The sequence below is a fragment of the Streptomyces sp. ITFR-16 genome (genome assembly GCF_031844705.1).
Classification (GTDB): domain Bacteria; phylum Actinomycetota; class Actinomycetes; order Streptomycetales; family Streptomycetaceae; genus Streptomyces.
The window spans coordinates 237,979-257,890 of record NZ_CP134609.1 but is presented as its reverse complement, the minus strand read 5'-3'; the positions used below and the strand labels follow the sequence as shown (position 1 = coordinate 257,890).

The 19,912-nt window shown below is 72.5% G+C and carries 20 protein-coding genes and 1 pseudogene; 10 read left to right on the top strand and 11 right to left on the bottom strand.

Features of this window, described 5'->3' with window-relative positions:
* Positions 1-94: 94 nt before the first annotated feature.
* On the top strand, positions 95-1,612 hold the full coding sequence (locus RLT58_RS01215; protein ID WP_311308464.1) for a carboxylesterase/lipase family protein: 1,518 nt from the start codon (positions 95-97) through the stop codon (positions 1,610-1,612).
* A 25-nt stretch (positions 1,613-1,637) separates the two neighbouring features.
* Here RLT58_RS01215 and RLT58_RS01210 read toward each other — a convergent pair whose 3' ends face one another.
* A complete protein-coding gene (locus tag RLT58_RS01210) occupies positions 1,638-2,669 on the bottom strand; it encodes an SCO7460 family lipoprotein (protein WP_311308463.1) in 1,032 nt (343 codons plus the stop codon).
* 241 nt (positions 2,670-2,910) lie between these two features.
* On the opposite strand from RLT58_RS01210, the gene RLT58_RS01205 reads away from it, so the two are divergent.
* The gene (locus tag RLT58_RS01205) at positions 2,911-4,065 is read left to right on the top strand and encodes a S1 family peptidase (RefSeq protein WP_311308462.1); all 1,155 of its coding nucleotides are present in this window, start codon (positions 2,911-2,913) and stop codon (positions 4,063-4,065) included.
* Positions 4,066-4,517: 452 nt separating this feature from the next.
* A complete protein-coding gene (locus tag RLT58_RS01200; protein ID WP_311308461.1) occupies positions 4,518-6,008 on the top strand; it encodes a UDP-N-acetylmuramoyl-L-alanyl-D-glutamate--2,6-diaminopimelate ligase in 1,491 nt (496 codons plus the stop codon).
* A 52-nt stretch (positions 6,009-6,060) separates the two neighbouring features.
* On the opposite strand, the gene RLT58_RS01195 is transcribed toward RLT58_RS01200, so the two are convergent.
* Positions 6,061-6,510: a GNAT family N-acetyltransferase gene (locus tag RLT58_RS01195; protein WP_311308460.1), complete on the bottom strand. Its 450-nt coding sequence runs from the start codon at positions 6,508-6,510 to the stop codon at positions 6,061-6,063.
* Between the two features lie 285 nt (positions 6,511-6,795).
* On the opposite strand from RLT58_RS01195, the pseudogene RLT58_RS01190 reads away from it, so the two are divergent.
* Together RLT58_RS01190 and RLT58_RS01185 are read left to right on the top strand one after the other, a co-directional pair.
* A pseudogene (locus RLT58_RS01190) lies at positions 6,796-7,120 on the top strand (response regulator transcription factor); the annotation flags it as partial.
* A 45-nt stretch (positions 7,121-7,165) separates the two neighbouring features.
* Positions 7,166-7,459, top strand: coding sequence for a DUF2087 domain-containing protein (locus RLT58_RS01185; protein ID WP_311308459.1), 294 nt, complete (start codon positions 7,166-7,168; stop codon positions 7,457-7,459).
* Between the two features lie 16 nt (positions 7,460-7,475).
* Here the strand turns inward: RLT58_RS01185 and RLT58_RS01180 are convergent, their stop codons facing one another.
* The 3 genes from RLT58_RS01180 to RLT58_RS01170 all read right to left on the bottom strand — a co-directional run bounded on the left by RLT58_RS01180 (position 7,476) and on the right by RLT58_RS01170 (position 9,982).
* Positions 7,476-7,991, bottom strand: coding sequence for a DUF6630 family protein (locus tag RLT58_RS01180; protein ID WP_311308458.1), 516 nt, complete (start codon positions 7,989-7,991; stop codon positions 7,476-7,478).
* A 103-nt stretch (positions 7,992-8,094) separates the two neighbouring features.
* Positions 8,095-9,024: a TIGR03619 family F420-dependent LLM class oxidoreductase gene (locus RLT58_RS01175; protein ID WP_311308457.1), complete on the bottom strand. Its 930-nt coding sequence runs from the start codon at positions 9,022-9,024 to the stop codon at positions 8,095-8,097.
* Positions 9,025-9,142: 118 nt separating this feature from the next.
* Positions 9,143-9,982 (bottom strand): helix-turn-helix transcriptional regulator, encoded by an 840-nt coding sequence (locus RLT58_RS01170; protein WP_311308456.1) that lies wholly within the window; start codon positions 9,980-9,982, stop codon positions 9,143-9,145.
* Positions 9,983-10,084: 102 nt separating this feature from the next.
* Between RLT58_RS01170 and RLT58_RS01165 the strand changes: the two genes are divergently transcribed.
* Both RLT58_RS01165 and RLT58_RS01160 read left to right on the top strand, forming a co-directional pair.
* Positions 10,085-10,792 carry an SDR family NAD(P)-dependent oxidoreductase gene (locus RLT58_RS01165; protein WP_311308455.1) on the top strand — a complete coding sequence of 236 codons (708 nt, stop codon included), beginning with the start codon at positions 10,085-10,087 and terminating at the stop codon, positions 10,790-10,792.
* A gap of 114 nt (positions 10,793-10,906) precedes the next feature.
* Entirely contained in the window at positions 10,907-11,077 is a 171-nt protein-coding gene (locus tag RLT58_RS01160; RefSeq protein WP_311308454.1) for a hypothetical protein, read from the top strand.
* Between the two features lie 27 nt (positions 11,078-11,104).
* On the opposite strand, the gene RLT58_RS01155 is transcribed toward RLT58_RS01160, so the two are convergent.
* Complete coding sequence (locus tag RLT58_RS01155) at positions 11,105-11,995, bottom strand: LysR family transcriptional regulator (protein ID WP_311308453.1); 891 nt, start codon at positions 11,993-11,995, stop codon at positions 11,105-11,107.
* Between the two features lie 172 nt (positions 11,996-12,167).
* Between RLT58_RS01155 and RLT58_RS01150 the strand changes: the two genes are divergently transcribed.
* Positions 12,168-12,677: a hypothetical protein gene (locus RLT58_RS01150; RefSeq protein ID WP_311308452.1), complete on the top strand. Its 510-nt coding sequence runs from the start codon at positions 12,168-12,170 to the stop codon at positions 12,675-12,677.
* Positions 12,678-12,777: 100 nt separating this feature from the next.
* Positions 12,778-13,398, top strand: coding sequence for an NUDIX domain-containing protein (locus RLT58_RS01145; protein ID WP_311308451.1), 621 nt, complete (start codon positions 12,778-12,780; stop codon positions 13,396-13,398).
* A gap of 10 nt (positions 13,399-13,408) precedes the next feature.
* On the opposite strand, the gene RLT58_RS01140 is transcribed toward RLT58_RS01145, so the two are convergent.
* A complete protein-coding gene (locus RLT58_RS01140) occupies positions 13,409-13,981 on the bottom strand; it encodes a GNAT family N-acetyltransferase (RefSeq protein ID WP_311308450.1) in 573 nt (190 codons plus the stop codon).
* A gap of 49 nt (positions 13,982-14,030) precedes the next feature.
* Positions 14,031-14,417 carry a winged helix-turn-helix transcriptional regulator gene (locus RLT58_RS01135; RefSeq protein ID WP_311308449.1) on the bottom strand — a complete coding sequence of 129 codons (387 nt, stop codon included), beginning with the start codon at positions 14,415-14,417 and terminating at the stop codon, positions 14,031-14,033.
* 108 nt (positions 14,418-14,525) lie between these two features.
* Between RLT58_RS01135 and RLT58_RS01130 the strand changes: the two genes are divergently transcribed.
* The gene (locus RLT58_RS01130) at positions 14,526-14,888 is read left to right on the top strand and encodes a DoxX family protein (RefSeq protein ID WP_311308448.1); all 363 of its coding nucleotides are present in this window, start codon (positions 14,526-14,528) and stop codon (positions 14,886-14,888) included.
* Positions 14,889-14,906: 18 nt separating this feature from the next.
* Here RLT58_RS01130 and RLT58_RS01125 read toward each other — a convergent pair whose 3' ends face one another.
* From RLT58_RS01125 to RLT58_RS01115, 3 genes are all read right to left on the bottom strand, one after another.
* Positions 14,907-17,543, bottom strand: a complete 2,637-nt coding sequence (locus tag RLT58_RS01125; RefSeq protein ID WP_311308447.1) for a DEAD/DEAH box helicase — start codon at positions 17,541-17,543, stop codon at positions 14,907-14,909.
* A 146-nt stretch (positions 17,544-17,689) separates the two neighbouring features.
* Entirely contained in the window at positions 17,690-18,739 is a 1,050-nt protein-coding gene (locus RLT58_RS01120; RefSeq protein ID WP_311308446.1) for a PhlD, read from the bottom strand.
* A 123-nt stretch (positions 18,740-18,862) separates the two neighbouring features.
* Positions 18,863-19,693, bottom strand: a complete 831-nt coding sequence (locus RLT58_RS01115; RefSeq protein ID WP_311308445.1) for a helix-turn-helix transcriptional regulator — start codon at positions 19,691-19,693, stop codon at positions 18,863-18,865.
* Positions 19,694-19,912 lie beyond the last annotated feature (219 nt).

Below are 19,912 nucleotides of genomic sequence, written 5' to 3'. Positions count from 1 at the left end.
GCCTAAAGGAGTCGTCCGATGCCGGACGCTCTGTCACCATGATCACCGCACCCGGCCGGGGCGGGCGGGGCGAGGGTGAACAAAGGGGCTGGGGATGACTGTCTTCGACACGGCGTGCGGGCGGGTACGGGGACGCGATCCGCACGACGGTGTGGTCGCCGTCCTCGGCATCCCCTATGCCGAACCGCCCTTCGGTGCCCGCCGGTTCGCGGCGCCACACCCCCGCACGCCCTGGGCCGGCACCCTCGGCTGTGTGGACCACTGCCCGGTGGCGCCCCAGTCGGCCGAACTCCCGGGCGCACCCAGCTGGTCACCCGGCGACGAGGACATCCTCCGCCTCAACGTCTGGACCCCGGCCTCCGCGACCGGCCCCCTGCCGGTGCTGGTCTGGATCCACGGCGGTGCCTACACCTTCGGGTCCGGCGCGCAGCCGGACTTCGACGGTACGGCCCTGGCCCGCACCGGTCTGGTCGTGGTCACCCTCAACTACCGCCTCGGCTTCGAGGGCTTCGGCCACGTCCCGGCCGGCGCCGGGCCCGACTGCCCGCCCAACCGGGGGCTGCTCGACCAGGTCGCCGCGCTGGAGTGGGTCCGCGACAACATCGCCGCGTTCGGCGGGGCCCCGGACCAGGTCACCGTGGCCGGACAGTCCTCGGGCGCGACCTCCGTGGCCTGCCTGATGACGATGGACGGCGCCCGGGGGCTGTTCCGGCGCGCGGTGGCCCACAGTGCGGTCGGTCCCTGCTTCGCACCGGCACTCGCCGCGCGCCTCATGGAGCAGGTCGCCGCCGAGGCCGGTGTCCCCGCGACCCGCGCCGGGCTGGCCGCCGCGTCGCCGCAGAGCCTGGTGCGCGCCTCCGACGCCGTGACCGACCGCTACCGGAAGGACCCCGGATCCGGGCACCTCCACTGGGACCCCGTCCTGTACGGGCCGGTCGTCGACGGACAGGTGCTGCGCGGTGAGCCCCTGGACCTCGTCGGGGCCGGGGCCGCCCCGGACATCGACCTGCTCGTCTGCCACACCACCCAGGAATACCTCCTGCCGGCCGCCGTCGGCAGCTGTGCCGAGGTCAACACGGACGAGCAACTCGCCCGGTTCGCGGCGGACTTCGGTCTCCCGGACACGCTGACCGAGGGGTACCGGGCCCTCCTGCCGGGCGCGGACGTGCGTGACATCCACCTGGCGGTGTACGGAGACCTGATGTTCGGCGAGTACAGCAACCGGCTCGCCGCCGCGCACGCGCGGGCAGGCGGGGTTGCGTTCCTCTCACGCTTCGCCCGTCAGCGTTGCGGACCGGGTCCCGCGGTGTACGCCTGGCACTGCGCGGACATCCCGTTCGCCTTCGGGAACGTGGACGAGGAGAGCGTCCACTTCCTCATCGGCGGGCCTCCGACGCCGGAGGACCGGCACCTGGCGGAGCGGATGACGAGGGCCTGGTCCCGCTTCGCGGCCACCGGCGATCCGGGATGGGAGCCGCTCGGCGACGACTCCGGCCGACCGGTCCGGATCTGGGGCGCGCCGGACCCGGCCGCGGAGCCCGGCGTCTGGGAGGACAGCGCGTCGGTCCGCGCGCTGTGGCGCCCGTACACCTACGCTCCCGAGCGGCCCTGACCGCAGGCGTGCGGGAGCGGCGGCCTCACAGCGGGGGCAGCCGGAGCGGGCCCCGGCCCTCGCGCACCTTGCCGACCGGCCGCAGCTCACCGATCGGACGGCCGTCCCCGTCCGTCGTCACCACGACGGCCCGGTCGCCCAGGCACGTCTTCTCGCCGTCCGGCTCCTCGCAGTACAGGACATAGCCGGTGAACCGGTCGACGGTGCCCGGCTCCAGCTGCCACACCCAGTCGAAGTCGCTGATCTGCACCCGGGGGTGAGTGGTCCGGAGCCGCTCCTTCACACCGCTCTGCACGGTCCTGGCGAACTTCTGCTGCTCCGTGAACGGTCTGACGATCCGGGCGCTGCCCGTGGTGTCGATACGCCCGTCCACCACCGCGTAGCTCGCGGCGAAGTACGGGTGCGCGTGCAGGGCCGCCAGCAGCGGTGTCGCGCTCAGGCGCATCGCTGTCGGCTGCGACGCCTTGCCGGTCGGGCGCTTCTCCGCGACGGCGCGGGAGACGAGGTTCACCGACGCCCCCTCCTTCTTCGCGGACGGGTCCTTCGCCTCCCGGGCCTCCACCCACTGCCGGACGCACGCACCGATGTCCTTGAGCACCGGGGCCACGGTGGCGTCGGTCGGCTCGGCCACGATCCAGGGGGCGCCGGTGGACGGCTCGACCCCGATCACCTCGTGGCCGCAGCGCTCGAACGTGCCGACCAGGACGCGCAGCAGGTCCGCGTCGCGCCGGCCGCGCTCGACCGCCTCGTCGAGCACACCCCCGCACGCGTGGGTGTTGCAGGTGCCCGCCTTCGCGTCCACCCGGATCCGGACGACGGCGTCGGGGTCGTCGGTCACCGCGAAGGTGATCTCCGAGCCGCTCGCCTGCGGGAAGAGGGTGTGCGCCCCGATCACCCTGAGGACGCCCGGGTAGTGCTCGTCGGCGAGCTTCACGGCGAACCGCCGGTCCTCCTTCGTGGTGACCACCCCGCAGCCGCCGAGGACCAGCGCGACCGAGCCCACCAGCGCCCCGGTCGCCACGGCTCTCCATCTGCGCGCCCTCGTCGATCCGCCCATGTCCGCCCCCTTGTGCCCGCAGGCTTGTCCGTCCGGTGTGACGGTAGGACGGGTCCGGCCCCTCCGGATGAGTACGGCTACTCATCCGGAGGTCCGTACGGAGAGCTGTCATTGGCATGGACCTGCAAACGACTCTGGGCTACAGTCCGGAACGGCACATTCTGAGAGCGCTCTCAGACGAGACGTCTCGGATGCCTGCTGTTCCTCCCCCACGTAGCCGGAACAACAGAAGGGCCCTGCCTTGAGACGCATCACCGCTTTACGGACCGCCCTCTCCGCCGTGCTCCTCGTCGGCGCCTGGGCGGGCGCGGGATTCCCCTCCGCCTCCGCCGCCGACACCACCGCCCCCGCCGCCGACGCACAGCCGGCCTCCACCGGTCTGCTGGCCGCCATGCAGAAGGACCTGGGCCTGACGGCAGGCCAGGCCAAGGCCCGTCTCTCCGCCGAGAAGACGGCCACTGCCCTCCAGCCGAAGGCGCAGCGTGCCGCCGGCGCCGCGTACGGCGGCTCCTGGTTCGACGCGTCGACGGGCGGTCTCACCGTCGCCGTCACCAGCGACACGCAGGCCGCGGCCGTGCGGGCGACGGGCGCCGCGGTGCGCCTGGTGACCCACACCGAGCGCCGGCTCGACGCGGTCAAGGCGAAGCTCGACAAGCTCGACGCCCCCGCCGGTGTGAGCAGCTGGCATGTCGACCCCCGGGTCAACAAGGTCGTCGTCGACGTCGTCTCGTCCAAGCGGTCTGACAACGATGTCCAGAAGTTCATCGAGCGGGCCGAGAGCGCCGGCCCCGTGACCGTCCAGGAGACCGCCGAGGCGCCGCGCACCTTCGCCGCCGGAACCGTCGGCGGCGACCCGTACTACACGGGCAACGTGCGCTGCTCCATAGGCTTCTCGGTGTACGGCGGCTTCGTCACCGCCGGCCACTGCGGCCAGGCCGGCGCGTCCGTCAGCGGCTGGGACGGCTCCGGCATCGGCAACTTCCAGGGCTCGTCCTTCCCCGACAACGACTACGCGTGGGTCAGCGTGGGCAACGGCTGGTGGACCGTCCCCGTCGTCATCGGCTGGGGCACCGTCTCCGACCAGCTCGTCCGCGGCTCCGCTGTGGCCCCGATCGGTGCCTCGATCTGCCGTTCCGGCTCCACCTCGCACTGGCACTGCGGCAACGTCCTCGCCACCAACGAGACGGTGAACTACAGCCAGGGCGCGGTCCACGAGATGACCAAGACCAGCGTCTGCGCCGAACCCGGTGACTCGGGCGGCTCCTTCATCAGCGGCGACCAGGCGCAGGGCGTCACCTCCGGCGGCTGGGGCAACTGCAGCTCCGGCGGCGAGACCTGGCACCAGCCGATCAACGAGATCCTGAACCGGTACGGGCTCACGCTCCACACGGCCTGACCCTCACCGACCGGTCCCCGGGGCCCGTCGCGCGGGAGCACACCGCTCCCGCGCGGCGGGCCCCCGCCGTGCGGCCGGGGCCGTCCGCCCGGGTCGTGCCACGCCGGCCGTGATTCCCGGCGGCCCACGGGACGTACACTCCACTCATGGGTTACACATCTGCGGTGAGGAAGCGCCTGCGTCAGGCGTCCCACCCGCTGTGCCCCACCGCTCCCCGGGTGCGCTGTCGCGCGCTGCACGGTCACGGCTGACCGGAGCCCCGCGCCCCGCCGCGCCGGGACGGCTCCCGGTGTCCCGGCACGTTCTCTCCCGCTCCGCCTCCGGAGCGCGTACCACCCCCTTCGCCGCACATCACGCGGCACCCCGCACCCTGCGCAGCTCCCGCGGCGCGCCGTCGGCAACCCCACGGCGGCGGCCGACGGGCCGAGCCGCATTTTCGAGAGGACCTCCGCATGAATCTGAGGGAGTTGCTGGCCGGCCACGATCACGAGGTGCTCCTCGGCGACCCGGAGACCCCGATCACCGCCGGGGCGTGCTTCGACGCGCACCGCGTGTCACCGGGCTCGCTGTACATCGCGGTACCGGGGCACCGCGAGGGCGGGCCCGAGGCCGTCGGCCCTGCGCTGGCCCGGGGAGCGGTCGCCGTGCTCGTGGACACCGGGGCCCCGGAGCTGCTGGCGGCCGTGCACGCGGCGGCCACGGGTGCGTGCGTGGTGCGGGTGGCGGACACCCGCAAGGCGGCGGGGATCGTGACCTCCCGCTACTACGGAGAGCCCGGCCGGGCCATGGACATGGTGGCCGTCACCGGCACCAACGGGAAGACCTCGGTCTCGTACATGGTGGAGTCCCTGCTGCGGATCACCGAGGGCGCGAGTGTCGGGGTGATCGGCACGGCGGGCAGCCGGATCGGCGACGAACTGATCCCCATGCCCCGCTCGGCGCTGAGCACCCCGGAGTCACCGGACTTCCAGTACCTCCTGGGCCACATGCGCGACCATGAGGTCACCACCGTGGTCCTGGAGGCCACGTCGATGGGGCTGCTGCACCACCGCATCGACCGCGCCTTCCTCGACGTGGGCATCTTCACCAACCTCACCCAGGACCACCTGGACGACCACGGCACCATGGAGAACTACCGCGACGCCAAGCTCCGCCTCTTCCAGGGGCTGTGCCGGAGCGCCGTCGTCAACGCGGACGACCCGGTCGGGGCCGCCATCGCACCGACGATGCCGGGCATGGTCTCCACGTACGGCATCGAGGCGGAGGCCGACTACCGCGCCACGGACCTCAGCATGAACGCCTTCGGCACCCGGTTCACCCTGCACCACGAGGGCAGCAAGTACCCGGCGGCGATCCCGGTTCCCGGGCGGTTCTCGGTCTCCAACGCCCTGGCGTCCGTGGCGGCCTGCCACCGCCTCGGCCACGACCTCGCGGGACTGGTGGCCGCACTCGACCGGATGCCCCCGGTCCCCGGGCGGCTCGAACGCTTCGAGACCCCGCGCGGCACAGCGGTGATCGTGGACTACGCCCACTCGCCGGACTCCCTGGACAAGGTGCTCAGCGCCGTGCGGGACTTCTCGCCGGGCCGGGTCATCACGGTCTTCGGGTGCGGGGGAGACCGGGACGTCACCAAGCGGGCCCGCATGGGCGAGATCGCCGGGAACCGCTCCGACCTGTGCGTCCTGACCTCGGACAACCCCAGGAACGAGGACCCCGAGGCGATCATGGACCAGATCGTGCCGGGCCTCCGGTCCACGGGCACCCGGTTCGAACGCCACGCGGACCGCCGGGCCGCGATCGCGTTCGCCCTCTCGGCGGCGGGACCCGACGACATCGTGCTGGTCGCGGGCAAGGGCAGCGAGCCGTACCAGATTGTCGGCGAACAGCTGCTCCCGTTCAGCGACATGGCGACCGTGCGCGAACTGGCCGCCCTCCAGGCCTGACACCGGGCGCTCCGCGTCCGTCGCGGAGCGCCGCGACCCGGCCGTGCCGGGGTCAGGCCAGCCGGAGATCGATGAACGCCACGGTGTCGCCCGGCAGTACATACCGCTCGGTCTCCGTGAACCCCCGGGCCCGCGCGAACCGCAGCCCCTCGGGGTTGGTCTCCAGGACGCAGGTCTCGATCACCTCGGCGCCCAGCTCCCGTGCCTCGGCGAGCGCCCGCGCGTACACCTGCTCACCGAACCCCCGTCCCCGGTACTCCGGCAGCACCCGTGCGATCACGGTGGCCACCGAGCTGCCCGGGGCGGGCGGGCGGACGGTCGAGCAGCCCACCGTGACCTCGTCGAGACAGGCGACGGCCAGCCGGTTGCGGCGGGCGCGCTCCGCTGTCTCCGCGTGCGAGAGCACGGCCGTGGGGATGATCGTGTTGTGGACGTGCCGCCAGTTGACGAGCGCGCTGTCGTCGGCGGTGTCGTCCACGCGCACGATGCGAAGGTCGGTCATCGCAGCAGAAAACCCGGCGCACGGCCGCGCGTCAACTCGGGCCGCCCGGAATGTCGTCCACCGGCCCTGCCCGTAGTACCTGCGGGCTACACGTCAGGTGTGCTCCCCGGGGGGACGCCGACCACGGATCACGCTGCGCAACTTCCGTCCGGAAGACACCGAGCACCTCCGGTACGGAAGGACCTCCATGGCAGCCCGCCCGCGCACCAGCCGTCTGCGCCGCACCCTGCTCGCCGCCCTCGTCGCCACCGCGGTCGCCGTACCCCTGACCGGCGCGGCGGGGCCCGCGTCCGTCAGGCCGTAAGGGTGGTGGCGGCCGGCGACGCCCTGCTCGCGCCGAGCATCACCAAACGGCATCGCCGAGTTCTCCCGCGTCACCCGCACCCCCGAACGCGGCCGGGCGGGCGTCCTCACGGAACGCGAGACCGAGGTCCTGTCCCTCATCGCCCAGGGCATGTCCAACGCCGAGATAGCGGGCCGGCTCGTCGTCGCCGAACAGACGGTGAAGACCCATGTGGGCCGCATCCTGGTCAAACTCGGCCTGCGCGACCGAACCCGGGCAGCGGTGTTCGCCTACGAGACGGGCCTGGTCCGCCCCACCGGCTACTGAAGAAATCCGTTGCCGCCCGTCCGGCCGCCTGCCAGGCTTCCCGCCATGCCCGACAAGCAACAGCAGCCCAACAACAGCCACGGCGTGGAGGCCCTCTTCTCCAGGGGCCGCCTGACGGCGATCCCCCGCAGGACGGCCCGCCGCGAACAGCTCCTCGTCCACCTCACGGAAACCCTGTTCCGGCCGGACCGCACCTACACGGAACACGAGGTCAACGAGGCCCTGCGCACCGTCCACGACGACTGCGCGGCACTGCGCCGCTACCTGGTCGTCGGCGGCCTGCTGACCCGCACCAAGGACGGCGTCACCTACCGCCGCTCGGCGCGCCCGGAGCAGTGACGGCAGGCGGTCCCGGTCAGCCCCCCAGCCCCCGTGCCGTGAACCCGGCCGCAGTCGCGAGCCCGGTCAGTTCCTCGACGCGGGCGGCGCGGGTGCCCGCCACCGGGTAGCAGTCCGACTCGATGTCCAGGACCACCAGGGCCGCGCCGACATCCCGGTAGTGGCGGCCGCAGGTCTCCAGGAACGCGTCGGTGGGCAGGAGCATTGCGTCGTCCTCGACCAGGACCCAGGGGTCCACGGAGGGGCGGGAGTCGAGCCGCCTCAACTGGGCGCGGATCTCCTGGGCGTCCTCCTTCCAGTCGAACTCCGCCAGCAGGCGGTGTGCGGCGAGGGCGTCGACCAGGGCGATCCAGGAGAGGCCGGGGACGGGGGCGTCGATGCCCCGGTCCGACAGCTCGCGCGCGTGGTCGCGCACGTACCCGGACGGGTCGTCGTGGGCGTGCAGGACCCGTGCCGCCACGTCCGGGTGGGCGGGGGCGAGCAGGGCCGCGACCGCGGCGAGAGACGTACGGGCGTCGTCGGCACCGGACATGGCAAAACTCCTTCGGCAGGTGTGCGAGGGGAGGGTGCCCGGCCGGGCACCCTCCGAAGACCCTGCCACAGGGGTCTGACAACGAGCCCGGTGGTCCCGGTGCTCAGATGCCCGCCGCCCGCGCGCTCTCGTACACCTCGCCCGCCACGTCGACCAGCTCCGACGCGTCGCGCGGGGTGCTCTGGAGGTCGATCATGATCTCCGGCACACCCGTCGCCGCGTGGGCCGCCAGGTCCTCGACGATCTGCGCGACATTGCCGTGGAACGGCTGGCGGTCCCGGCTCGCCACGGGCGTCGCGCTGTACCGGGCGTTGGCCCGGGCGCAGACGGCGAGGGGACGCTCGCGGCGGCGCTCGGCCGCAGTGTCGCGCACCCGCTGCCACTGCTCGGACAGCTGCGGGACACCCATGGCGACCGGCATCCAGCCGTCGGCCCGGTCGACCAGGCGGCGGGTGGCCCGGGGACTGCTCGCCGGCAGGTAGACGGGGATGGGACGGGCCGGCTTGGGGCCGACCTCGGACGGGGCGATCGTCGTCAGATCGCCCTTGTACGCGACGGGGTCCGGCCCCCACACCGCCGCGCACACGTCCAGCAGCTCGTCCAGGACCGCGCCGCGCTTCTCGAAGGGGGCGACGGCCGCCGCCGCGTACTCGTCGAGCGACCAGCCCGTGCCCAGGCCCGCGATCACCCGGCCCCCGCTGGCCGCGTCCAGCGACGCGAGCGAGCGGGCGAGCTGGAAGGGGACGTGCAGCGGGGCGACCAGCACACTCGTGCCGAGCCGCGCCCGCTCGGTGGCCGCCGCCGCCAGCGTCAGGGTGACCAGCGGATCGGCCACGCCGCGGTACGTGTCGGGCCAGGCCAGCCCCGGAATGCCGTACAGGCCTTGGGAGGCGGGCTCGGGGAACAGCACCCGTTCGAACACCCACAGACTCTCGTACCCCACCGCCTCCGCCGCGCTCGCCACCGCGGCGACATCGCGGCCCAGCGCGTACTGCTTCATCTGCGGAAGACCAAGACCGAGTGAGACCGGCATACGGGTGCGCTCCCTCTACGTTGGTGTGCTGTGGCAACTACCCTACGGCAGGGGGATCTTGGGGTGCAGGGGCGACTTTTCGCCCCTATGGCGCGAACCGCGGCCCCGCGCTGCGCTGCTAGCCGATGAGTGACTGGGTGCCCAGCACCGTGACCAGGGCGAGGCGTTCGGCGTCCTCGGTGCCCGGCTCGGCCGTGTAGACCATGATGCGCAGATCACTGCCCTCGACGGTCAGCACATCGCAGTCCAGCGTCAGCGCCCCGACGTGCGGATGGTCGACGGTCTTGCGCGCGGCCCGGTGGGGACCGACGGAACCGGACTCCCACAGCTCCGCGAACCGCGCGCTGCCCGCCCGCAGCTCCGCGACCAGCCGGTGCAGCCTCGGGTCGGCGGGGTAGCGGCCGGCCACCGCGTGCAGGTCGGCGACCAGCGCGGCCTCCAGCTCGCGCCGGGACTCCTCCGTGTGGCGCACCCGCCCCGGCTCGCCGAGGAAGTTGCGCCAGACCCCGTTGCGGCGGTTGCCCCGCCACCCGGAGGGATCGCCCATCAGCGCGGCGTACGGCGGGTTGGCGACCAGCAGGGTCCACGCCGCGTCGTACACCGCGACCGGCGTCCCGCTCAGCCGGTCGAGCAGCCGCTGGACACTGGGAGTGAGATACCCGGGGACCGTCTCAGGGCCCGGCGGCGCCAGCCCGGCCAGCCGGAACAGATGCCCCCGCTCGGTCTCCGACAGCCGCAGGGCCCGCGCCAGGGCCTCGACGACCTGCGGCGACGGATGGGAGGCACGGCCCTGCTCGAGCCGGGTGACGTAGTCGGCCGAGACACCCGCCAGCAGCGCCAGCTCCTCCCGGCGCAGCCCGGCCGCCCGCCGCTGCCCCCCGCTCGGCAGCCCGGCCGCCTCCGGCGCGACCCGGTCACGCCAGCGCCGCAGTGCCTGTCCGAACTCAGCCGTCGCCATACTCCTCAGTGTGCCCCGGGAGGCGCGGACCTTCCTGGTACCGGCAGTCCCAGGAAGACCAGACGTCTGGCCGGGCGCCGCGTTCCGCCGCAACCTGGACGCATGACCACCACACTGATCACCGGAGCCAACAAGGGCCTGGGTCACGAGACCGCTCGCTGCCTCGTCGCCGCAGGCCACACCGTCTACATCGGAAGCCGTGACGCCGAACGAGGGCGCCGCGCCGCCGAGGAACTGGGCGCGCGAGCGGTCGTCCTCGACGTCACCGACGACGCTTCCGTCGAAGCCGCGGTCGCGGTCGTCGAGGCCGGGGGAGGACTGGACGTCCTCATCAACAACGCGGGCATCGAGAGCAGGGGCCCCGGCAACGAGGTGGTCGGGGCGGCGGACGTGACCGCCGACCAGATGCGCGAGACCTTCGAGACGAACGTCTTCGGCACGGTACGCGTCACCCACGCCTTCCTGCCCCTGCTGCGCCGGTCCGCCGCCCCGGTCGTGGTCAACCTCAGCAGCGGGCTGGCCTCCCTGACCCGGGTCTCCGAGCCGGGCACCCCGACGCACGCCTATCCGGGCGTGGCGTACCCGGCCTCGAAGACCGCGGTCAACATGGTCACCGTCCAGTACGCCAAGGCCTTCCCGGAGATGCGGATCAACGCGGTCGAGCCCGGATTCACCCGGACCGATCTGAACGGGAACACCGGTGTCCAGTCGGTCGAGGAGGGCGCCGAGATCATCGTCCGGATGGCCCTCGTGGGCCCCGACGGCCCCACCGGCGGCTACTTCTCCGCCGAGGGACCGCTGCCCTGGTGACGGGCGTGCCGCCCACCCTCCCGCCACCGGGCGGTGAGATCCCCGGCCCGTACGGGGCCTGATCGTGCCGTACGGGGGCAGGCGCTCTCCATCTACAGAAAAGGGAGCTGCGTCATGCTGGGCATAGCTGCGGCAGTGCTGTTCTTCATCGCTTTCCTGATCAACGCCGCCGACATCGCGACCAACGAGGTGTTCACCTCGGTCAACGTCATGCTGATCGGTCTGGCCCTCCTGGCCCTGCACGTGTCCGGAGTGGCCAATGGGCGCAGGCCGCACCGGCGTTGAGATTCCCCCCGGACGAGCCGGCGGGCCTCAGGGCCCGTCGGCCGCAGTCCGCAGCAGGTCGCGCAGATGCAGCGCGGCCGGAAGCGGTGCGTCCGGCAGGGCCACATGAAGGGTCCGGTGCAGAGCCGGATCGGTGAGCCGGCACAGGACGAGCGTGCCGGGCACCGCGCGGGCGGCCAGTGAGGGCACGAGAGCCACGCCGAGTCCTGCGGCGACGTACCCGAACTTGCCGCTCCACTCCGCGATCCGGATGACCTTGCGGGGGCTGAACCCCGCCCGGGCGCAGGCCTCCGCGAACATGGTCGGCCGGTCACCGTACGCGCTCTGGATCCAGGACTCCTCGCTCAGCTCACCGAGGTCGACCGGCTCGGCTCCCGCCAGCCGGTGTCCACGCGGGAGCGCGACGTACAGTTCGTCCTCGCACAGCACGGTGGTCGTGACACCGTCGGCCGGCGGCAGCCCGTACGGGTAGTCGCTGAGCACGGCCACATCCAGGGCCCCGTCCACGAGCATCCCCATCAGGACGTCGGTCGGGCCCTCGGCCGGGACGGCCTCGATGCCGGGCCGGGCGTCCCGCAGCGCCCGCAGGGCGGCGGGGACCAGGGAGATGTTGGCCGTGGCGAAGGCGCCCACATGCAACAGCCCGCCCTGCCCCGCGTGGAGCACGGCCAGTTCCCGTTCGGCCCGCGCCAGCCGGTCCAGCACCTCGGTGGCATGCCGGTGCAGGGCGCGGCCCGCGGGGTTGAGCCGTACGCCCCGGGGCAGCCGGTCGAACAGCGGCCCGCCCGCCCGCTGTTCCAGCGCGGCGATCCGCCGGGACACCGAGGACTGGGTGTAGTTGAGCCGGTCGGCCGCCTGTGTGAACGATCCGCACTCCGCCACCGCCACGAGCAGGCGGAGCGCCTCGTTCTCGAACACCGCTTCACAGTCCCTCTGTTGGCGAAAAAGTTTGTCACCCTCATTCTCCGTCCCGCCATTCCGTGCGCGCATGGCTTCCATGCGATTCCGTCGCTGGTGGGCCCGGGACAGTGCCGACAGACTGCTACGAGGCGACCGCCACGGGGGCGGTCCGAAGAGGAGACGAGCCGGCATGAACGCACGCACGGGCAGACCAGGCCTGGACAGATTCGGATTTGGCCAGGCGCACGGCGACTACGCCGTGGCGGGCGTCGGGGGCGCACTGTCCCAGGTCGGACGGCGGATGCTGACGGCCCTTTGCCTGGTCGTGCTCGTCCTCCTGGTCGTGAAGAAGCCCCCGTCGGCGGTGACCAAGGGCACGATCACGCTCGCCGTCCTGCTCGTCGCCTTCGGGATCACCCGGATCTGGGGATCCCTCTCCGCCAGGTTCGGACTCCGCCGGTGCTACCTCTTCACCGGCGGCCTGGTCGTCACCGGCATGTTCGGCGGGGCACGTGCCGTGCCCTGGAGCGAGGTGACGACCCTGAAGATGATGAGCTCCCAGCAACTGCTGATGTCCTTCTACCGCTTCGAGGTGGGACGGCGGGGCGGCGCACCCCTGGCCTTCCTTGCCATGGGGATGAAACCCGCTCTGGTGGACCAGCTGGTGGGCCGGGCGGCGGCCAACGGGATCGTGCGCTGAGGCTCGTTCGGGCCTCGTGCGGAATTCGATCCTCCAGCGCTGTCACACAGCACCCTGCCTCCGTACCTCCCCGGGATGGGAATTCCGAGAAGGAGGCCAAGTGAGCACAGTGACCGGACCGAGGTCCGCGCAAGCCGTCGACGTACCGGCGCCCATCCGGCGGGTCCGGGAGGTGGCCGTCTTCCGCAACCGCTTCGGCACCCTCTTCAACGACGACGTGACCGCCCCCTCGGGTGCCCCCGGACAGTACCTGCGCTGGCAGTGGAACCAGGAGGGGGTGGTGGTCGTCCCGGTCGGCCCGGCCGGCTACGCCCTGGTGACGTCCTACCGCTACCCCATCGGTGCCGCGTCCCTGGAGTTCCCGCGCGGCGGGACCGAGGGCGACGAGGAACTCGCCGCGGCGGCGGCGCGCGAACTGCGCGAGGAGACGGGGCTGGTCTCCGAGACCGTGCGCCCGGCCGGCATCATCCACGCCGACACCGGTATCCTCGCCGCCCCCATCCACGTCTTCGTCGCGGAGGTGGACGTCTCGACGGCGGAGTCCGCGCGGCCGGAGGTGATGGAGTCCGTCACCGAACCCGTGTGGGTGTCGCCCGAGGACCTGCCCCGGTGGCTGTCCGAGGGCCGGATCACCTGCGGGGTGACCCTGGCCGCGCTCACCCTCGTCCAGGCCCGGCACGCCGCCCTGGCCGACGAGCGCTCCGGGACCGTCTCCGTCTAGGCCGCGGAGGTCACCGCAGGTCCAGCCGCATCAGCACGCGGGGATGCCCGGCCAGCACGGACGTGGTGTCGGCGGCATGGGTGAACCCCGCGCGCTCGAAGTTCTTCCGGATCCCGGCGTACGCCATCGTGAGGTCCACCCTGGCGTCACCGCTGTCCAAGGGATACGCCTCGACCGCCGGCGCGCCCCGTTCCCGGGCGAACGCGACCGCGCCGGCGATGAGCGCGTGCGAGATCCCCCGCTTCCGGTGGCCGGGGCGGACCCTGATGCACCACAGGGACCAGACCGGCAGGTCGTCGACGTGCGGGATCTTGCGGCTGTGCGCGAACGAGGTGTCCGCGCGCGGTGCCACGGCGGCCCAGCCGACGGGCTCTTCGCCGTCGTAGGCGAGGACACCGGGAGGGGGCTGCTCACGGCACAGCGCGGCGACGTACTCGCCGCGCGCCTCCCCCCGGAGCTCGTTGTTGAGCTTGGACGGAATCCGGTAGCTCAGGCACCAACAGACGTTGGCCCCGGGCGACTTCGGGCCGATCAGCGTACGGACGTCCGTGAAGACCGACGCCGGCCGAACGTCAAAGGTCATGGGTGTCACACTGCCATGCCGTACGAGGGAGGGCCGCCCGCGCCGGGGCTCAGGCGTGTTCCGGGTGCTCCGAGTCGTAGGAGGTCTGGTTCTTCTCGATGCCGGGGTTGTTGTCGACGGCCCACTCGGCGAGCTTGACGGCGGGCTCGATCAACGTACGGCCCATCGCGGTGAGTTCGTACTCCACCCGGGGCGGGACCTCGGGGTGCGCGGTCCGCAGCACGAGGCCGTCGCGCTCCAGATGCCGCACCGTGCGGGTGAGCATCCGCTGCGAGATCCCGGGAATGCGCTGCTGGAGCTCGGTGAAGCGCATCCGTTCGCCGTCGAGGGTCGCCACCACGAGCAGCGTCCACTTGTCGCCGATGCGGTCAAGGATGCCGCGGATGGCCCGGCCGCCGTCGCCGCGGATGAGGCAGCTGTCGCGGTACTTCGACATCGGCGTCGTCCCCCGTCCCTCAGGCACACCGGTGTGCCTTTTGTAAGCCTCCCCATAGTCACCGACGATGTGCCTGCGGACAAACGGTAACCATGACGGAGGACGAAGATGGAGATCGCGTACTGGATCGTCGCGGGGCTGCTGGCAGCCTTCTATCTGTACGCCGGAGGCAAGAAGGCCGTGCAGAGCAAGGAGCGGCTGGCGCCCATGATGGGCTGGGTGGACACGGTTCCGATGCCCGTGGTCCGCGCCATCGGCGCCGTCGAGATCCTGGGCGCCGCCGGCCTCGTACTGCCGCCCCTCACCGGGATCGCGCCCGTCCTCGCGATGGCGGCGGCCGTGGGCATCCTCGTGCTCCAGGTGCTGGCCACCGGTCTGCACCTGTCCCGGGGCGAGGTCAAGGAGACCGGCCTCAACGCCGTTCTGATCGTGCTCGCCGCGACGGCGGCATGGCTCGCCACGGTCTGGTGACGCGGCCCACGAAGGCGGTCACGCCCAGGCGAGGCCCAGCTCGGCCAGGGCGGCGCGCTGTTCGGCGGTGAGCCGGTCGCGGCGGCTCTTGGTGTTCGAGATCCAGACGCCCAGGCGCACCGTCACCGGAGCGTCCTCGCTGTCCACCGTGATCTCCTCCCGGTGTCCGCGCGGCACCGGGGAGTCCGGGCCCTCGCGGGCGATGTACTGCGCGAGGGCCTGCACCCCCCGGCGGAACGACGCGGACATCGCGCCCGCCCGTCCGGCGGCCGGGGCGGGGGCCGGCCGCTCCACGGGCCGTACGCCGAGCGCGCCCAGGCGGCGCCGCTGCTCGGCGGACAGCTGGCCCCAGTCACGGGTCATCCGGGCCAGCCACCTGCCCAGGTCGTCGCCCTCGTAGGTGACACCGGGCCGGATGCGGGGGAGGGTGCCGCCGGGCTCGTCGCGGGCCAGATCGCGCAGTACGGCGTAGTGCCGCTGCCAGTCCAGCGGCCACGGACACGCCCAGTCCTCGTCCACGGCGCTCAGCTGCGCGGCGCGCCGCCCGGCCCGGTCCGGGTCCTTGCCCAGACCGCCCTTCCGCCGGAGGTTGGCCATGAGCTGACCCACCGGCAGCAGCTCGTTGTCCGACCCGCCCCATGTGGCGTCCTGGCGCGGAGCCAGGTGCCCATGGGCGCGGCGATAGGAGCGGAGGGCGGCGAGCCTGGTCTCCCACGCCTCGTCGCCGGGCTCCCAGACCATTCCCTCGGCGTCCAGCTGCTCCTTGCGGTGCGACTCCAGATCACACGAGCGGTACGCGCGCCGCTGCTGGTGCACCCAACGCCCCAGCGGGAACGCCTTCGTGACACCGACCTGCGTCTGCGTGTCGTACGGCACGGCGTACAGCCCGGTGATCCCGTTCTCTGCCCGCCACCGGCGCAGCGCCTGAAAGCCCTCCAGCCATACGAGCGACTCGGGCCGGTAGACGCGCGTGCGCAGGAACGCGGAGATCGTCGCCGGGTCGCGCGGGGTGGCGAAGTGCAGCAGCGGGGACGGGCCGACGGCCTCCGTCCCGTAGCCGTCGCCGCCCTCTCCGGTGTCGACGATCCGCCCGTCCTCGTCCCGCTTCAGATGGACGCGCCGCTCCCGGGGCGTCCGGGACAGCGCCCGGGAGGCCAGCTGCTCCACCAGCCGCTCGTCGTGCGAGCGCAGGCCGTTGAGCACGGCCACCAGCGGGGCGTACGAGGCCGAGGCGACCATGTCCCCGGGGTCCTCGTCCCGCTTGAGGAAGACCGGCACGATGATCCTCGCGACCTTCGTGGTGCCGTCCGGATTCGGCCGCAGGGCCCGCCCGATGTTCTGCACGATCTCGACCTGCGAGCCCCGGGTGTCCGCGAAGCACACGGCCTCCACACCCCGCTCGCCGACGATGTCCACCCCCTCCCCGAGGACCCGGACCGAGGCGAGGAACGCCCGCCGCACGGGCCGGCCCCGGGCGTCGACACCGTCCGCGAACCGGCCCAGCACCTCCCGGCGTTCGGACACCAGGTGCTCCCCGCACAGCCAGTCCGCCCCGACCTCGTCGGGGGCGGCGTGCCGGTAGGGCTCAAGGGCGTAGAGCCCCGCGTCGATGGAGGAGGGCGGCAGCGCGGCGGCCTGCTCCCGGAACCTGTCGGACGCCTCCGTCGCGTACAGCTCGGCTGCCGTCTCGGGCAGATTCGCCGCGAACGCGGCCGCCTCCTCCACACGCTGATGGAACGTCATGACGGTGTGCAGGTCGTGCGCCGCCGCGTGCTCCAGGAGAGCCGACTGCAACAGCGCCAGCCGCCGTCCGCGTACCGCCTCCTCGGAGTGGTCCGTGACCGGCTCCGGGTCGCGGATCTCGATCACATCGATCTCGAAGCCGGCCAGGATGCCGCGCTCGATGCTCTCGGAGAGCCCCAGCTCGTAGATCCACTCGCCGTACGTCCCGGCCGGGTCGGAGGCCATGGACGCGATGTCCAGCGCGCGGCCGTCCTTGCCCTTCGGCGGCCGGGGCGCGGCCAGGACGCGCGGGGTGGCGGTGAGGTAGAGGCGGAAGTCCGCGCGGATGCGCGCGTTGTCGTGGACGGCCGCCCAGGGCCGGCCGAGATCGCCCGCCGTGCCATGCGCCTCGTCGACGACCGCCAGGTCGAACGGGTCCATGGACTGGCCGTAGAGATGTTCCCCGCCCGCCAGCGCCGCCTCCAGCGGACCGCGCACCCTGCCGCCGTCCCACGGGGCCTCGGGGTCGTCCCGGTCCACCAGCGAGGCATAGGTGGCGAACACGACGACCGGTCCCCGCCCGGCCCACAGGGCGAGCTGGATCGGGTTCGTGGTCGTGCGCACCCCGAGCCGCTCCAGGACCGGGTCCTTCTCCAGCGAGCACACCCCGGCCATCGGCGCGCGGTGCCCGACGCGGCGCCAGGCCCGGGCGGTCTGCACGAGCAGATCCAGGGTCGGGACCATGACGAGCACCCGGCCGTCGCGGAAGGTGTCCAGCGCGGCGGACGCGGCGGTGATCGTCTTTCCTGACCCGGTGGCCGACACGAGCGTGGCCCGCGCGCCCCGCGCGGGCACCCCGGACCGCGTGGGGAAGCCGACCCACCGTCTGATGGCGGCGGTGGCCTCCACCTGGTGTTCACGGAGACTGATCACGTGGCTGTCCGTCCTCCTGCTTCCCCGGCTCCCGCTTGCCCGGTTCCCGCTCCCCGGCCCGCGGCCGATCCTTTCAGAGCCCGGCCGCCGGGCCCGGACCGCCCTCACGCCCGGCGTGGCACGCGGCGCCGGCGCCTTCTCGCGGGTCAGCCGGTCCAGGTGCCGCGCAGGGCCGCGGTGGCGAACCCGGGGCCGTAGGCGACGGCGACACCCGTGGCCCCGGCCTGCGGGGGCTCGGCGTGTGTGCGCTCCAGGATACGGAGCACGGAGACCCCGCCGAGATTTCCTTCGTCGGTGAGGGTCTCGGTGGAGTGCCGGCTGTCGTGGGCGTCGAGGCCGAGCGCCTTCGCGGTGTCGCTGATGATGCGGGCGCTGCCGGGATGGATGACCCCGAAGTCCACGGTGCGCGGGCCGAGCCAGTCGAGGAGGTCGGGCAGGACATCGTCCGCGGCGCTCAGGGCTTCCTTGGTGCTGTCGAAGTGGAAGCCGGTGTGGTCCGCACGGCCGGCGTAGCGGCTGAGGCTCTGCGGAAGGACGTGCTCGTAGGTGTCGGCCGGGGAGCCGACCCGCAGGCCGGGCCCGAGCGGCACGCTGGTGACGAGGGCGGCGGCCGCGCTGTCACCGAACAGCGCCTTGTAGATCATGTGCTCCACGGCATCGTCCTGGTGGTTGTAGACGGCGGAGATGACTTCCGCGGCGACGACGAGGACGGTGCTTCCGGGTCTAGCGGTCACCATGTCCACGGCCCGGATGAGTGCCTGGGTGCCACCCGCGCACGCCAGGGTCGTGAGAGCGATCCGGCGGACGCCGGGCCGCAGGCCCAGGCGGTCGACGAGGTGGATGTCCATGTTGGGGACGGCCCACCCCGTGGAGTGCGTCGTGATGATCGCGTCCACATCACGCGGACCGAGCCCGTGGGCGCCGAGCGTCCCCAGTGCCGCCCGCTCCGCCATGTCCACCGCGTCACCGAACGCCGCCTCCGCCCGTGCCCCGATGCCTGCCGCTCCGGACACGGTCGGCGCTCCCAGTGGCCGGGTGAAGTACCTGTTGTCCACCCCTGTGTTGGCGACGATGCGCAGGATCGCGGCGAGTCGGGGATGCTCGGGGTGGTGGCTGCGGATGTCGTCGGCGATCTCACCAGTCGCGACCTTGTGGGCCGGGAAAACGGTGCAGGGGCGGGCTATGTAGGCGGGCACAACATCCTCCGGCTGACAGGTGCGGCGGCGATGTGGGGGTGTGCACAACCTAAGCCACGCCGGGCCGAGTATCGCTCTGCCAGTGCATTGCCGAAGAGAAGGAGCGCGGGTGAGGACCGGTTGTCACGGGGCGCGGAGTACAGGAGTACGGGAGTGGGCGCGCCGCGCTCCCGGGTGGAATACGAGCACGATCAGCCGGGCGCCCGGGGCCGCCATGGGCTGCGCGGCACACATCGTGACCCAGCCAGGTCCGTCGACGGCGTGCAGGATGGGCCGTTCGTCGCCGTCGGGGTGGATGTGGGCGCCGCCCGACTCCCAGATCGGCGCACAGTCCGGGTCGGCCAGTACCTCCTTCTCGAGCCGGCGGAGCACCTCGTCGTCGGGCCGGGTGGCGAGGGCGGCCCTGAGCTGCGGCAGCACCAGGGGCGCCCAGGCGGTGGCCCAGTCGATGAGCATGCTGCGCCCCTGGGCGTCGAGGAGCATCCACCGCATGGTGTTCGTGGGCACCTGTCTCCCGGGGAACAGCCGGGCGAACTCGGTGTTGTGCGCGATGACCTCCCAGGAGGCGTCGGTGACGTACGCGGGGTGGGTCATGCCGTCGACGGCTTCCTGCCACACCCCGGGAACCTCCTTGCCCGAACGGGCGGTGAGCGGCCCCGGGGGATCGCCTATACCGGCGTACCGGCACAGCGACACCCACTCCTGCTCGTTGAGCGCGAAGAGCATCGCGACATCGCGCAGGAAGCCGGTGTCGGGCCGGGGCCATGCCCCGGACTCCAGGCGCCGGTAGGTGCCGGGCGTCCGGTGGAGGAGCTGGTCCACCTGATGCTGAGACAGCCCGGGGGCGCGCCGGCCCTGCCGTGACGGGCGGTGAAACCCGTGCCCTGTGGGGTCGATCAGTGCCCGACGGACTCTCAGGAGTGTCTGGAGCGCCGACTTGTTGGTGTTGCTCATGCGATCAGATCCCCCGTGTATGGGCCACGTTGCGCGGGCGTGAGCTTAATTGGCGCAACATGGCTTAGCGCTAAAAACTGGACGTAGAAAACGGTCTGTTTACCTTCCATGCTGGATGGTGTGGGGCGCTGGTCCGGGACTCTTCGGAGCGGCTCGACCGGAGCCTGACGTGCGGTTTTCGTGCCGGCACCTCCTGGCGGTGCTCGCGGCCCGAATTCC

Bases quoted from the DNA above. Each gene is read 5' to 3' on its own strand.
- RLT58_RS01175 (WP_311308457.1), bottom strand. From the start codon at position 9,024: ATGCCGGTCTCACTCGGTCTTGGTCTTCCGCAGATGAAGCAGTACGCG.
- RLT58_RS01200 (WP_311308461.1), top strand. From the start codon at position 4,518: ATGAATCTGAGGGAGTTGCTGGCCGGCCACGATCACGAGGTGCTCCTC.
- RLT58_RS01215 (WP_311308464.1), top strand. From the start codon at position 95: ATGACTGTCTTCGACACGGCGTGCGGGCGGGTACGGGGACGCGATCCG.
- RLT58_RS01170 (WP_311308456.1), bottom strand. From the start codon at position 9,982: ATGGCGACGGCTGAGTTCGGACAGGCACTGCGGCGCTGGCGTGACCGG.
- RLT58_RS01135 (WP_311308449.1), bottom strand. From the start codon at position 14,417: ATGTCGAAGTACCGCGACAGCTGCCTCATCCGCGGCGACGGCGGCCGG.
- RLT58_RS01195 (WP_311308460.1), bottom strand. From the start codon at position 6,510: ATGACCGACCTTCGCATCGTGCGCGTGGACGACACCGCCGACGACAGC.
- RLT58_RS01150 (WP_311308452.1), top strand. From the start codon at position 12,168: ATGAACGCACGCACGGGCAGACCAGGCCTGGACAGATTCGGATTTGGC.
- RLT58_RS01165 (WP_311308455.1), top strand. From the start codon at position 10,085: ATGACCACCACACTGATCACCGGAGCCAACAAGGGCCTGGGTCACGAG.
- RLT58_RS01140 (WP_311308450.1), bottom strand. From the start codon at position 13,981: ATGACCTTTGACGTTCGGCCGGCGTCGGTCTTCACGGACGTCCGTACG.
- RLT58_RS01180 (WP_311308458.1), bottom strand. From the start codon at position 7,991: ATGTCCGGTGCCGACGACGCCCGTACGTCTCTCGCCGCGGTCGCGGCC.
- RLT58_RS01160 (WP_311308454.1), top strand. From the start codon at position 10,907: ATGCTGGGCATAGCTGCGGCAGTGCTGTTCTTCATCGCTTTCCTGATC.
- RLT58_RS01115 (WP_311308445.1), bottom strand. From the start codon at position 19,693: ATGAGCAACACCAACAAGTCGGCGCTCCAGACACTCCTGAGAGTCCGT.
- RLT58_RS01185 (WP_311308459.1), top strand. From the start codon at position 7,166: ATGCCCGACAAGCAACAGCAGCCCAACAACAGCCACGGCGTGGAGGCC.
- RLT58_RS01210 (WP_311308463.1), bottom strand. From the start codon at position 2,669: ATGGGCGGATCGACGAGGGCGCGCAGATGGAGAGCCGTGGCGACCGGG.
- RLT58_RS01130 (WP_311308448.1), top strand. From the start codon at position 14,526: ATGGAGATCGCGTACTGGATCGTCGCGGGGCTGCTGGCAGCCTTCTAT.